Genomic DNA, 14,190 nt, shown 5'->3' on the forward strand with positions numbered 1-14,190 from the left:
GCTGTATAACTTATACTTTTGCCGGTCATGCACGTTACAGAAGAGCTTATAAGCTGGTACAACGCAAACAAGCGCGATCTGCCCTGGCGCCACACTACTGATGCCTACACCATATGGCTGTCTGAAATTATTTTACAGCAAACCCGGGTAGAGCAGGGGCTGCCTTACTTTTACCGGTTTTTAGAAAAATACCCTACGGTAGCTGACTTTGCCGCTGCGCCCGAGGATGATATATTAAAGTTGTGGCAGGGCCTTGGCTACTACTCGCGCGGGCGCAACATGCTTAAAACGGCTATACAGGTACAGCAGGAATATGGCGGAATATTCCCAACGGCATATAACCAACTTATAAAACTAAAAGGGGTAGGCGAGTATACCGCCGCGGCTATCGCATCCTTTTCGGTTAACGAGGCGCGTGCCGTGTTGGATGGCAATGTATTCAGGGTATTGGCGCGCTACCTGGGGATAAGCGAGGCTATAGACACTACTACCGGGAAAAAGATCTTTCAGCGGGCCGCTGCTGATTTTCTTAACACCGAAAATCCGGCGGCACATAACCAGGCTATGATGGAGCTGGGAGCGCTGGTTTGCAAACCTAAAAACCCCGCCTGCGGCACCTGCCCCATAAAATTGGGCTGTTACGCCTTTTTACATAATGCTACTACCGCATTGCCGGTTAAATCAAAAAAAGTAAAAATAAGGGAGCGGTATTTTAATTATTTCCTGATAGCGGAGGATGACAGGATATTAATAAATAAGCGGGGCGAAGGTGATATATGGGCCAATATGTACGACCTGCCTTTGATAGAAACCACCCACCCAACCACCGTTGATGAGCTGTTATCCATGCCCCAAACGCTTAAAACTTTTAGCTCTAATTTGATAATTAGTAAAATATTACCCACAACGAAACATATTTTAACTCATCAGCATTTGTCCATCCGGTTTATTGTTTTAGCAGAAAAGCCGCATGTAATGGATAAAAACTGGGTTTTCATAGAAGTAGAAAATTTAAAAAAGATGGCGCTACCCAAGCCTATTTTTATATTTTTAGATAATTTTTTAAATTAGAAATAAATATCTACTTTTATGGCATGTCTGGAATTAATAAAGTAATACTGGTGGGTCACTTAGGCAAAGACCCCGAAATTAGATATTTAGAAGGTGGTGTATCTGTAGCGAGTTTCCCTTTGGCAACTTCAGAAACGTACAATAAAGACGGAAAGAAAGTAGAGCAAACCGAGTGGCACAATATAGTATTATGGCGCAGCCTGGCTGATGTGGCTGCAAAGTATCTGCAAAAAGGAAAGTTAGTTTACATTGAAGGTAAACTGCGTACCCGCTATTTTGAGGATAAAGAGGGCGTAAAGAAATACACTACCGAAGTAGTTGCAGAGAACTTTACCCTTTTAGGAAGAAAGACAGATTTTGAAGCAGATAATTCACAGCGCCAGGGTATAAAGCTACCCGAAGGCCCGGCAACCTTTGATGATGCCGCAACCGCCGACGATATACCTTACTAAACACAATTATAAACCAAACGTAGAGAGCCTCCCGACATTCCTGTCGGGGGGCTTTGTTTTTAATTACGGTCCGCAGCATCTGTCATAGAACACCCTGCGGACCGTAACAATAAGTATTAAGCTAAGGTTTGTACAATGGCTATTTAACGCCGGTAACGCTTACCAGCGACATTTCATTGTTATTAATGGTGCGGCCGAAAAGCAGGCTGCCTTTATCAGGAAAATAAGCAACCAACTGATTTATAAAGCGATTACTGGTATTGCCATAGGGGTCGCCCGGATAAAAATAGATCACAGATTCGCCACGATCAAATGTTTTAGTTAGCTGATAAACACCGTTCCCCCCTGCATTAATGTAATAGTTGCCCTTTATATTCAACACGCCAAAAGAATGGTATGACTCACCCGCCGCTTTGCCATCTGTGTATAGCTTTTTTGTCGCTTTTAACTGACCATCAAAAGATAGCACGTATAAATAGCCCGGTCCCCAGTTATAGGCCACGTCAAAACTACTCATATTTGAGAAGCCGTTACCGGTTTGTGGCGCGGGCGCTTTTGCATCTGCAAATACGTGTATCTCATTGTTTTGGAGTACTATATCGCGGATATCAACATCTGTAAGCTGTTTTACCGAGGCAAAATCGCGGGTTTTTGTGTTGTTTAATATTTTGCCGCTTTTAAGGTCATATAACATTAAGTTATTGTAATAATCTTCGCGGAAGTTTTTATTGTCTGAATTAAAAGCCACCAGGTATTCATCGGCGCCAATGGATATGGCTTTCATACTATTCAGAAATACCTGCGCTTCAAAGTGCTGGTCCTCCTGCTTGTCTGCCGAAATTATGCTCAGATAGGTAATCCCTTTTTTAGAGCCCTTCATGTCCCGCATCATTACTACCTTGCCCGAGTTGGTAACGGTATAATTTTGCGAAGTGAACTCATCATTAAATGTAAGCTCTTTCTGCCAGGCAACATTAAGGGTATTGGCGTCAATAACAATCAGCAGGTTTTTATCGGGTGCGGCTTTATCACGGTAGTTGTGGTAGTTTACAGCAATGTATTTGCCATTTAATGATCGTTCTGCGTAAGCATTACCCGCTTTCATTAGCGAGGCAATACTATTCTCTGCCAATACTGTGCTTGTAAATTTTGATGTTGCCTTATTAAATTCAAACTTGTAAATTATACTTTTAGCAGCATTGCCTGAATGGGCCTCGGCAAATACAGCTACCTTACCGGTAGCAGCGCTTTCGGCGTATCCCAAATAGTCATATAAAGTACCCAGGGGTTCAATTTTAGGATAATCAAAAGTAAAGGTTTCAACCAGGGTGTTTTTCTGATCAAACTTTCTAACAATCATCTGGTGCCCGGCACCAATGCCATCTACATTTAAATTGGTAAGCAAATAAGTATTGTAGTTATCCTGCAACACAAAATGCGCGTCTTTCTCGTTTTTTACATCGAAAGTGAATTTTTCGCCATATTGATTCTGCATTTGCGCCAGGCTTAAGTTAGCAAAGCAAGCCGCCAGTATAAAAGTAACCAGATACTTCATAATTATTTTTTGTTTTGATAGATGTTCTTTTCCATGCGCTTCAAGTCGTTATTCTCGTCATACGATAGTTTGATGTAAACAAGGTTTTCTTGTAGGGCATTAAGATATTTTTCGGCCTCGGCAAGTTTATTCAAGGCAATATTAAGGTTGATCAAGTTAAAGTAAATGTATTTGGCAATCTTATCGTTAAAATCGGCCTTGTCATTTTTGTATTCAATTTTGGCAAGCGTTTGCACCCATATATCAATACCTTTTTGCATGTTGGCAAATGCCGCGCTGTTTATTTCGCTGTTGGTAGGCTGCAACTTGCGCAAATTGGTTTTTACATATATATCGGCTCGCTCCAGGTCGTCAAACTTGCCTTTATTTTTAACACTAAGTATTTTTACAGTTTTAGGGATAGCCTGAAAACCATACATGTTATTGATATAATCATTCAAAAACCTGATAACTTTTGTAAGGCTATTTTTTTCCTCGGCTTGCTTATCAATATTATTGGTTGGCGAAGAAGACAGGAAAGTGTAGTCTTGAAAAAAAGTAGTGTTAACCTTCTCAACCCCTTTTATTTTAATACTTAATTTTGTTGGCTGGTTAGCAAACGTTTGCCCGGCGTTATCCTGAAAGTTTACCGCTTTAATATCTACGTTAATATCAATATCGGCAGCGCCCCGCGTAAAACCACTAAGTGATATTTGAGATGCCAACACATTATTGTCTACAATGGTATAATTGTTTAGGTCGGGTTCAACGTATACAGGTGGCGCGGGTTTTACATATCCGGGTTTTGCAGGAAGCACCAGTTTGGGATTTTTATTGTCATTAGTTAAAGATAAGCGCTCTAAAATGGAGTATTTTTTAAATTGCTCTGATTCTATTGCAAACTTTTCTTTTGCTTTTGCAACTTCAGCATCATAGTCTTTCAGTTTTTGCTGATATTCTTTTTCGCTATTGATAACTGTAGCACTGTAATTATTTACCTCACTTTGAAATTTGGCCTTTGCTATTCTTACTACATCTTCTGCAGTAAGATTATATGGGGATGTAACGGTAACTTTAAAACTGCGTACGCTTTCATCTAAAGCCACCTGGGGCTGTTTAAGATATTGAAAGTCGACGGTTTCTGAAGAAATGCTTTGCGCGTGTAAGCTAAACGGAGATAGCGCGAATGCTATCAAAAGCAACCAAATATGTTTAGGTTTCATTTTAAATTTTTTGCAAATATAACCATTTTGCGCTTAGCGTGTAACGTGGTTCAGTCAACACTTGTGAGTAACTGTTGCCATGCTGCCCGGTTTTTTTGGTGAATGTGTATGTGAAAAGCGGTTAATAAAGGCAATTTTTTGTCCCAAAGCGGGACAAAAAAATTGAAAATTACAGGTTGTTGTTAATCAGTATTTTAAGTAAATTTTACAGCTAAATTTCCTGACTTATAAGTAGTCTCACTTTGTCCCAGGCGAAAACTTTAAATAGTTAATTAACAGCACATTATAGTAAATATTGTCCCAACGTGTCCCACTTTGTCTCACACGCACGTGAGACAAACAAGCCACTCATCTCCAATTACTGATCAACCAATTACTATCTGCCTCCCGGCGGGCAATGCTCCTTTAAAAACTTGGTAAATATGGTTTGCAAATGCTTGGTGGTTCCCTCGCCTTCTGATATGGAGTGCGTACGGTTTGGGTACAGCATTAGTTGGAAAGGTTTGTCGTACTTCACCAGCTCGTTAATCAGCAGCTCGGCGTTTTTGTAATGCACGTTATCATCGCCAGTACCGTGAATATACAGCAGGTCGCCTTTCAGATTCTTAGCATAAGTAACCGGCGAACCTTTTTTAAATACCGCCCGGCCCTCATCTGTAGTAGGTACACCCATGTAACGCTCCTGGTAAATGTTGTCATAAGTCAACTGATCATCTACCGCTGCTACTGCAATACCCGTTTTGTAGATCTCAGGGTACTGGAACATCAGGTTCAATGTGGATGAACCGCCGCCGCTCCAGCCCCATACAGCAATGCGGGTAGGATCAACAAAGGGCCATTTCATTATCTCGGTAGCGGCCATAGCCTGATCGCGTATGTTGATAAGGCCTATGTTTTTATAAATAGCCTGGCGCCATGCCGCCCCCTTGGGCGCCGGGGAGCCACGACCATCAACAGATATGTAGATATAGCCATCGTCGGCCATACTGCCCGCGTATCTGGAGTTTTTACCGGCGCCGTAGGTGTCGGCACTGGTTTGGGTTGCGGGTTCGCCATATACATAGAACACAACGGGGTATTTCTTATTCGCATCAAAATTGGTGGGTTTAACCATCCATCCGTCCATCTCAATGCCATCAACGGTTTTAACTTTAAAGAACTCCGGCTTATTCTTAGCTGCGAGGTTGAGGATTATGCGGGTCCCGCTTATATATTGGTGATCAGGCAAACTTACAACGTCGCCTGCATTGGCAGTATAACTGTTCTGAAAGCCATGTAAAGCCACCTTTCCGTTAGGCGAAATATCATAGGTATGCGTTCCCGGTAAAGCATATGGCGAAAGCCGCTCTGGTTTGCCGCCACCTATTTTAACCCGGTGCAGGTAACGCTGTGTAGCATTCTCCGGCGAAGCGATAAAGTAGATGTAGCCGCCTTTCTCGTCAATTAAACTAATGCTTATTACATCGTAATCGCCGGGCGTTAGCAAGGTTTCTTTGCCGTCAATGCCTACCCGGTAAATATGCTTCCAGCCGTCTTTTTCCGTCAGGAGCAAAAATGCCTTGCCCTGGCTTACCCAGTCCCAGCCCACGGCCTTTCCGCGCACATCAACCCAGGCATTACTTTTTTCCTGGTAAATGGGTTTGGCAGCACCACTTTGCGCGTTGCATATAAATATCTTCTCCTCGTTTTGAGCGCGGTTAAGTTGAAGTAGTATCAGTTCGTTGGCGTTGGTGGTCCATTCCATACGCGGTATATAGTGCTGAATGGCATCGCCCGGTACATCCATCCATTTGGTTTGGGCGTTGGCCACATCAACCACACCTACTTTGCAGGCGCTTGGGTCTTCGCCGGCAACCGGGTATTCTACGGGCACTACAAAAGGGTAGGTAGCGTCGGTAGCGTTCAGCATCAGGTAGTTTTTTATCTTGCGGGCATCTATCTGCCAGTAAGCAATGCTCTTACTATCCGGCGACCAACGGAAACCGTCGCGGCAATCAAACTCCTCTTCGTATACCCAATCAAAAGTACCGTTTATTATCCGGTCCGTTCCATCAGTAGTTAATGCTTTGACAGTGCCGCCTGCAACATCCTCCACATAAATATTGTTACCGCTAACGTAAGCCACCTTGCTGCCATCAGGCGATAGCTTGGCAAACATTAATGACGATGCGGGTTTATCTTTGCCTATCTGCTTAAGGGTTTGGTTTGTGGCGTCAAACAGCCAATAGTCGCCACGGGTATCCTGCCGCCACACTTTTTTTGTATTGGTGTTGATCAGGATCTTTTGCCCATCGGTTGTAATGGTAAAACGGCGTACGTTGATAGCCTTGCCACCCTGAGGTGTAAGCTGTGCCACACTTGCTAAAACGGTTTTCTTTGTCGCGTCGCGCGCGTCAAGGGCCACTATTTCGCCATTTTGTGTGGTATAATACTGATAGCCATCAGGCGCCCAATAACGTTGGGCGGTGGCTACATGCACAAACAATAAGATCGCCAAAACAGGCGATAAAAATTTTATGAAAAACTTCATGAGAATATGTTCAGTTAATGTAAAATAAGCTAATGCTTAATTTAGCGTTAAAATTAATATTTTATTGCGTTATTTAAACCATCGCAAACCTAAATGGCGTTTACGTTATTATAAACTTATATAGATCCTGTTTTAATGAGAAGAGTGGTATTGATAATTGGCTGCATATGCCTTGCTATTAATGTATTTGCCCAGCGTGCAGACAGGAGTTCGTTTATAAGGGATAGCCTTGACGTTTACATAAACCGCGCCATGACCACCTGGCGAATACCGGGTGTGGCGGTTTGTGTTGTGAAAGATAATCAGGTGGTATTGATGAAAGGTTATGGCATTAAAGAGATGGGGCTTAATGAGCGCGTGGATGAGAATACCTTATTTATGATAGGCAGTAATACCAAGGCTTTTACCGCTACAGCATTGGCTACGCTTGCGGATGCGGGCAACCTTTCTTTAGATGATAAAGTTACCAAATACTTCCCCTGGTTTAAGCTGGATGATAAAGCAGCGGGCGAAATGGCTACGGTGCGCGATCTGTTGTGCCATCGCCTGGGTTTAAAAACGTTTCAGGGCGATTTTACTTTCTATAACAGCGACCTTACCCGTTTGCAGATCACCCAAAAAATGAGTCAGCTTAAAGCGGCTTATCCTTTCAGAACCAAATGGGGATATGCCAATTCGGCATTTTTAACGGCGGGCGAGATCATTCCGCGGGTTTCCGGGAAATCCTGGGAGGCTTATTTAAAGGATAATATTTTTGCGCCCCTGGGCATGAGTAATACCATAGCGTTAACCGCCGAAATGCCCAAGTCAATAAACCGCACCGTTCCGCATACTTTTATGGATGAGCGTTTAAGCCCTGTGCCATATGGACAATTGGATAATATGGCGCCTGCAATGAGCATTTCATCATCAGTAAACGATATGAGCAAATGGGTGATGATGTTGCTGAACAACGGCAAGGTGGGAACAAAGCAGGTTATACCGGCAGCAGCAATTGCGGCCACGCGGGCTCCGCAGGATGTTGTGGGCACGGTACGCCGTTTAAACGGACAAACCAATTATTCGTTGTATGGCTTAGGCTGGCATCTGGAAGACTACGCAGGCCATAACCTGGTGATGCATGATGGCGGGGTTACCGGCTATGTATCGTCGGTAGCATTGGTGCCTGATGAGCGTTTAGGCATTATTGTTTTAACCAATACAGACCAGAATGAATTTTACGAAGCTTTAAAGTGGGAACTTATGGACGTTTTTCTGAAGTTGCCATTCCGCAATTATAGCGAGCAGTACCTGGCCCGTGCTAAAAATGAAAAAGCTGTACAACAGCAGGCAGATAGAAAACTGCGCGACTCGGTTGCTTTAAACTTACAGCCCGTACCTTTTGTAAGCAATTATACAGGAACCTACCAAAATGAGCTGTATGGCAACTTAACTATAACGCGAGGTTTAAATAACGATCTGGAAATGCGGTTTGAACATCATCCGCGCATGTTTGTTAAACTGCAGCCGTTGGGTGGCACACGCTTTTATGCTACTTTTTCTGACCCGATATATGGTAAAACCGTTTTCCCGTTTACCATTCAAAACGGAAAGGTTGTTTCAGTAAGGGTGAAAGTGGATGACTTTATAGAATCAGACCCTTACGAATTTAGGAAAATTAACTGACCAGTTTTTAATTAAAATTGATCAGCGTAATATCAAATATCAAAACAGAGTTAGCAGGGATGCTACTATTGTCCTGATTTTTGTAACCAAGGCCCGAAGGGATAAACAACATAATTCGCCCTCCTTTTCCTATCTTAGGTAAACCTATTTTCCAGCCCTCAATTAAGCCGTCAAGTACGCTGAAATATTGGGGACTAGTTGACCTATCTTCAAAAACGGTGCCGTTTGACATTAACGAGCCTTTATATGTTATATATGGCCCATTGTTTAATGTAGGTTTTTCTGATGAACCAGGTGTAATTATCTGATAATATAGTCCTGAAGCATCCTTGACAGCAGTAATGTTATTTTTAGCCAGGTAGGCCACTATCTGCGCATCGTCAAGCTTCGCTTGCGCTTCGGCATCAAATTTCTCCGTCTTTTTACAGGCTGAAAGCGTGGTTATTATCAGGCAGAAAAAAAGTAAATATCTTTTCATATAAATTTATGGTACTTGCTATGCAAGTGTAACGCAAAAGTACTTTAACTATTTTGTTTATACTGTTAAAGAATGTTAAAGCGCGGTTTTAATTTTTAGTTCATTTAACTGTGCATCGGCAATGGTTGATGGCGAATCTATCATCACGTCGCGCCCTGAGTTATTTTTAGGGAAAGCTATCACGTCACGAATAGAATCCAATCCGGCAAAAATAGAGCATAACCTGTCAAACCCGAAAGCTATACCACCGTGCGGAGGAGCGCCATATTCAAAAGCATCCATTAAAAAGCCAAACTGTTTTTGAGCTTCTTCTGTGCTAAAACCTAAATGTTTAAACATAAGGGCCTGCAAGGCACGGTCGTGAATACGGATGGAGCCACCGCCTATTTCTGTTCCGTTTATTACAAGGTCATAAGCGTTTGCACGCACTTCGCCGGGTTTTGTATCCAGCATAGCAATATCTTCCGGCTTTGGCGAAGTAAACGGATGGTGCATAGCATGGTAGCGTTCTGTTTCTTCATCCCACTCTAACAGCGGAAAATCAAGCACCCAAAGCGGCGCAAATGTATTTTTATCGCGCAGGCCTAAACGGTTACCCATTTCTAAACGCAGCTCATTTAATTGCTTGCGTACTTTATCGGTATTACCGGCTAGCACCAGCATCAGGTCGCCTTTTTCGGCACCGAAAGCTGTAGCCCATTTATTAAGCTCTTCTTCGCTGTAAAATTTATCAACGGATGATTTAAGCGTACCGTCAGTATTATAACGGCAATAGATCATGCCGGTAGCGCCAATTTGCGGGCGTTTTAGCCACTCGGTAAGCTCATCAATCTGTTTGCGGGTATACTCGGCACAGCCTTTGGCGTTGATGCCGACTACCAGTTCGGCATTATCAAAAATGCCCAGGCCTTTGCCTTTAACAATATCATTCAGCTCAACAAACTGCATCCCGAAACGGATATCAGGTTTGTCTGAGCCGTATAAGCGTGCAGCATCAGCATATTGCATCCTTGGGAAGTTATCAAACTCGACACCTTTAACGGTTTTAAATAAATGGCGGGTTAAACCTTCAAAAATGTTCAGGATATCTTCCTGGGTGATGAAGGCCATTTCGCAATCTATCTGTGTAAACTCAGGTTGCCTGTCGGCACGCAGGTCCTCATCGCGGAAGCATTTTACGATCTGGAAATAACGGTCGAACCCGCTAACCATTAATAACTGCTTAAACGTTTGTGGCGATTGCGGCAAGGCGTAAAACTCACCCGGGTTCATGCGGCTTGGTACCACAAAGTCGCGTGCACCTTCGGGTGTTGATTTGATCAGTACCGGGGTTTCAACCTCAATAAAGTTCAATCCGTCCAGGTACTTGCGTATTTCCTGCGCCATTTTATGGCGAAGCACCAGGTTATTACGTATAGGATTGCGGCGCAGATCAAGATAGCGGTATTTGGCGCGAAGCTCTTCGCCGCCATCCGTATCATCCTCAATTAAAAACGGAGGGATCTTAGCTGCATTTAATACTTCTATATCGCTAACGGCTATCTCAATTTCGCCGGTAGGTATTTTAGTGTTTTTGTTGGTCCGCTCAATTATAGTGCCTGTAACTTTAATTACAAACTCGCGGCCCAGCTCGCGGCTAACTTCACGCAGTGCTGCATCGGTATCGGTGTTAAAAACCAGTTGGGTTAATCCGTAACGGTCGCGCACATCAATAAAAGTAGTGCCGCCCAGGTCGCGCGATTTTTGCACCCATCCGCATAAAGTAACCGACTGGCCTAAATGACTGATATTTAATTCGCCGCAAGTATGTGTACGTAGCATAGCAGTGTTTTGTGTAAAGTTTGCAAAAGTAATGTTTTGAGGTGAAAGGCAAAAGGGAAAAGGCACCCTGTTAATCAAAAACCATTTTAAGTTTAGGAATACTCACCAAACAGGGCGGTTTACTCATTGTGTATTGGCTTGGTTTTTTAATTAATTGAGTTTTGGGTATTAAATATTACTTTCAAAACGTATAGCATGAAAAGAACAACTCTAATATTAATTTTTGTTACGCTTATTAGCCCTGTATTTGCGCAAATCACCACTGCGGTAGTTTATCGGTCAAACGCAAAAGATGAACGTGTCATAACATTCGATGGACACCAAAACAGGCGGGTAAGCGGCATGGGAGATGTTTGGGTGAGCGTTATGGAATCCCGGATTGATGATATATACCAGTCAATGAAGGAGCCTGTATACGCGCCCGGCTATAAACCCACGCCGTATGACGTGACCGGTAAGTGGACACCTAAAACACCAATTATATTAGGAGTAGCTTATGCAAGAAAAGAAAATAAGTATCCGCCAAGATACACCGTAACGTCACTTTCAAAAAATTATACCGCTTATATGATGAGTGATGAGAATTCGGCTGTTGAGGTTGTGGGTATGGGAATAAATAAAAGTAACCTGAACGAGTACCGTTTTAGAGTTATTGAAAACGACAGCACCGAACTAATACCCTGGACAACTCCAACACTTGAGCAGAAACACGGGGCGAAGCACACTTATGGTTATTTGGGGAAATTTTATTCGCCCGGCAAGGAAGTAACTGTTGAGGTGGTTAATATTAAAAATTACAACAATAGAGACGGGATTGTACTTAATTGGCGTAGTAATTTACGACCTGCAATACATGGTGTTGTTGGGTTTATACACGGAAAGGGCGCTAACGGAGTGCCGTTGTTAAGTTTGAACAAAAAAAGTAAGCAGTCAATACTTTTAAATCCTGACAGCGTACAATCGATCAATATTATTTTAAAAGATCACCAAACGGTGCCATATAATATTTACTGGGTGCAAGAGCGAAGCATGTTCCGGGCAACAACTGATACCATTTGTATTGGAGCGGGCATAAGGGATAGTATTTTTGGTTTTACCAGCCAATACTATATGAGTGACGGAAAATACCGTTTGCTAATATATCCCATCGGCACAAAGGATAAAAACAGAGAATCCAGTATTGATTTTACTGTGCAAGGGCGGTCAGAATATAAAAAGGGGTACACTGTTTTGCAGCTATTGCCTTATCTATTATTAGCCCTGCTGGCATTTGGTATTTATTATCTATTTAACAAGCGCCGGGTGCGCAACCTTGGCAGGCAGAAGGAAATGGCCAATTTAAAATTAGGATCGGTACGTGCCCAGCTTAACCCGCATTTTATGTTTAACGCGCTAACATCTATTCAAAACCTGATGAACCAGCACGATGCTGCCGGCGCAAACCACTATTTATCTAAATTTGCTAACCTAACCCGGCAAGTGCTTAATGCAACCAGTAAAGAACTGATAAGCCTGGAGGATGAGTTAAAAATAATAAACGACTACCTGCAAATTGAGCAGCTTCGTTTTGGTTTTATTTACAGTGTTGATGTGGATAAAAGCATTAACGTGGCTAATACGCAAGTACCGGCAATGTTAATGCAGCCTTTTATTGAAAACGCTGCTAAGCATGGCATAGCCGGGATGTTGCATGCAGGGAAAATTGATATCGCCATAACCAAGCAGGAAAACAACCTGATGTTTACGATTGCCGACAACGGAAAAGGATTTGACGCGCAGGCCAACGTTTCTGCCGGCTTTGGTTTAAAACTTGGCCGCGAACGTATCGCTTTACTCAATCAGATATATAAAAGCCAGCTTATTAAATTACAAATTGACAGCAACGCAACGGGGACAACAATTATAATTACGCTAACCAAGTGGTTTTAACGAAATTTACGACATGGAAATAACCAGTATTATTATTGATGATGAGCCTAACAATATCCAAAATTTGCAAACAATATTGCAAGCCAACTGCCCTGCAATAAGCGTGATAGCTACGGCTCAAAATGCCGACGACGGTATTGCAGTCATCAAGGAACACCAGCCCGCGCTGGTGTTCCTTGATATACAGATGCCCCAAAAATCGGGTTTCGAAGTATTGTCAGCATTTGCAGAGCCCTGGTTTGAAGTTATATTTATTACCGCTTATGATCAGTACGGAATACAAGCCATTAAATTTTCAGCGCTTGACTATTTGCTAAAGCCCATAGATATTACCGAATTAAAAACCGCGGTTGAAAAGGCGGCAAAAAAGATCGCAGCGAAAACAAAAGACCATAAACTGGAAAACTTGCTCAACTACATAGCACGCGGACAAAAAGATGTGCCAAAAATAGCATTGCCTACGTTTAAAGAAATACGTTACGTTAAGGTTGATCAGATTACCAGGTGCGAAGCTTCTGATAATTACACATCGTTTTATATTAAGTCTGGAGAGACAATATTGGTGAGTAAAACACTTAAAGAGTTTGCCGAAATATTACAGCACCATGGTTTCACGCGTACCCATCAATCGCACCTGGTAAACGTTGAATTTGTTAAGAGCTTGCTTAAAGAAGACGGCGGCGTGCTTTTAATGACGGATGATAAAAAGATCCCCATATCAAAGCAAAATAAAGATGAAGTTAAGCTGGCCTTAAAAGGAATGCTTTAAGGTTTGTTGATGGGCTGAGGTATATTTGAATAACACATCATGGAACTAAAGAAACCCATCATCATTTTATCAGGCCCCATAGGGGCAGGCAAAAGCACCGCAGCGTGCGAACTGGTAAAGCTTTTGCCCCAACCGCTGGTACATATTGAAGGCGACAGCTTTTGGGAACATATTGTAAAAGAGCGCCCTGATTTTAACGGCAAGGAAAATTTGCGTATGACCGCCGCCGCCATATTTGCAGCGGCAATACCTTACGCGCTATATGGGCATACCGTATTACTTGATTTTGCCTTTACACCCGGCGCTTTGAAAAAAGCGCTCGAGATAGCCGCCAGGCGACAAATCCCTGTAAAATATATTGTGTTACGGCCCGATATGGAAGTTTGCGCAGTACGAGCCGCCAACCGCAAGGAATGGGCTTTTGCAGCATACGATGAACCGTTGCAACGGTTGTACCGTGCTTTTGATGACGCGCAATCGCATACAATTTATGACAATACCGGTGATGCTGCCGAAATAGCATCAAAAATTATAGAGGGACTGGATGAAGGAGCGTTTGACGCAGACAAGCTTTAGAACGCCAAATTCAACAAATCCGAAATCGCACATCGTAATTCCGAAATCATTTCTACCTTTGCCTCATAATTCTCAAGGGGTGCCTTGCTTTGGTTATAAGATAAACTGCAGGTTATTTTACCAAACATAAAGACAGGCTGAG

11 protein-coding genes are annotated in these 14,190 nt (G+C 42.8%); 6 read left to right on the forward strand and 5 right to left on the reverse strand.

What is annotated here, in order from left to right; genetic code table 11:
• Positions 1–27: 27 nt before the first annotated feature.
• Positions 28–1,071: an A/G-specific adenine glycosylase gene (gene mutY, locus ACFQZS_RS16010; RefSeq protein ID WP_377101941.1), complete on the forward strand. Its 1,044-nt coding sequence runs from the start codon at positions 28–30 to the stop codon at positions 1,069–1,071.
• 23 nt (positions 1,072–1,094) lie between these two features.
• Positions 1,095–1,523: a single-stranded DNA-binding protein gene (locus ACFQZS_RS16015; protein ID WP_377101942.1), complete on the forward strand. Its 429-nt coding sequence runs from the start codon at positions 1,095–1,097 to the stop codon at positions 1,521–1,523.
• Positions 1,524–1,662: 139 nt separating this feature from the next.
• On the opposite strand, the gene ACFQZS_RS16020 is transcribed toward ACFQZS_RS16015, so the two are convergent.
• The 3 genes from ACFQZS_RS16020 to ACFQZS_RS16030 form a co-directional block, all read right to left on the reverse strand.
• On the reverse strand, positions 1,663–3,078 hold the full coding sequence (locus ACFQZS_RS16020) for a hypothetical protein (protein ID WP_377101943.1): 1,416 nt from the start codon (positions 3,076–3,078) through the stop codon (positions 1,663–1,665).
• 2 nt (positions 3,079–3,080) lie between these two features.
• A complete protein-coding gene (locus ACFQZS_RS16025) occupies positions 3,081–4,280 on the reverse strand; it encodes a hypothetical protein (RefSeq protein WP_377101944.1) in 1,200 nt (399 codons plus the stop codon).
• A 376-nt stretch (positions 4,281–4,656) separates the two neighbouring features.
• Entirely contained in the window at positions 4,657–6,810 is a 2,154-nt protein-coding gene (locus tag ACFQZS_RS16030) for a S9 family peptidase (RefSeq protein ID WP_377101945.1), read from the reverse strand.
• Positions 6,811–6,945: 135 nt separating this feature from the next.
• Between ACFQZS_RS16030 and ACFQZS_RS16035 the strand changes: the two genes are divergently transcribed.
• Positions 6,946–8,475, forward strand: a complete 1,530-nt coding sequence (locus ACFQZS_RS16035; protein ID WP_377101946.1) for a serine hydrolase — start codon at positions 6,946–6,948, stop codon at positions 8,473–8,475.
• 7 nt (positions 8,476–8,482) lie between these two features.
• Here ACFQZS_RS16035 and ACFQZS_RS16040 read toward each other — a convergent pair whose 3' ends face one another.
• Both ACFQZS_RS16040 and aspS read right to left on the reverse strand, forming a co-directional pair.
• The gene (locus ACFQZS_RS16040) at positions 8,483–8,953 is read right to left on the reverse strand and encodes an FKBP-type peptidyl-prolyl cis-trans isomerase (RefSeq protein ID WP_377101947.1); all 471 of its coding nucleotides are present in this window, start codon (positions 8,951–8,953) and stop codon (positions 8,483–8,485) included.
• A gap of 75 nt (positions 8,954–9,028) precedes the next feature.
• Positions 9,029–10,774 carry an aspartate--tRNA ligase gene (gene aspS / locus ACFQZS_RS16045; protein ID WP_377101949.1) on the reverse strand — a complete coding sequence of 582 codons (1,746 nt, stop codon included), beginning with the start codon at positions 10,772–10,774 and terminating at the stop codon, positions 9,029–9,031.
• A 195-nt stretch (positions 10,775–10,969) separates the two neighbouring features.
• On the opposite strand from aspS, the gene ACFQZS_RS16050 reads away from it, so the two are divergent.
• The 3 genes from ACFQZS_RS16050 to ACFQZS_RS16060 are packed head-to-tail and all read left to right on the forward strand — an operon-like array spanning position 10,970 to position 14,048.
• Positions 10,970–12,703 (forward strand): sensor histidine kinase, encoded by a 1,734-nt coding sequence (locus tag ACFQZS_RS16050; protein WP_377101950.1) that lies wholly within the window; start codon positions 10,970–10,972, stop codon positions 12,701–12,703.
• A 13-nt stretch (positions 12,704–12,716) separates the two neighbouring features.
• The gene (locus ACFQZS_RS16055; protein ID WP_377101951.1) at positions 12,717–13,472 is read left to right on the forward strand and encodes a LytR/AlgR family response regulator transcription factor; all 756 of its coding nucleotides are present in this window, start codon (positions 12,717–12,719) and stop codon (positions 13,470–13,472) included.
• Between the two features lie 39 nt (positions 13,473–13,511).
• On the forward strand, positions 13,512–14,048 hold the full coding sequence (locus ACFQZS_RS16060; protein ID WP_377101952.1) for an AAA family ATPase: 537 nt from the start codon (positions 13,512–13,514) through the stop codon (positions 14,046–14,048).
• Positions 14,049–14,190 lie beyond the last annotated feature (142 nt).

The sequence above is a fragment of the Mucilaginibacter calamicampi genome (assembly GCF_042676765.1).
Classification (GTDB): Bacteria; Bacteroidota; Bacteroidia; order Sphingobacteriales; family Sphingobacteriaceae; genus Mucilaginibacter; species Mucilaginibacter calamicampi.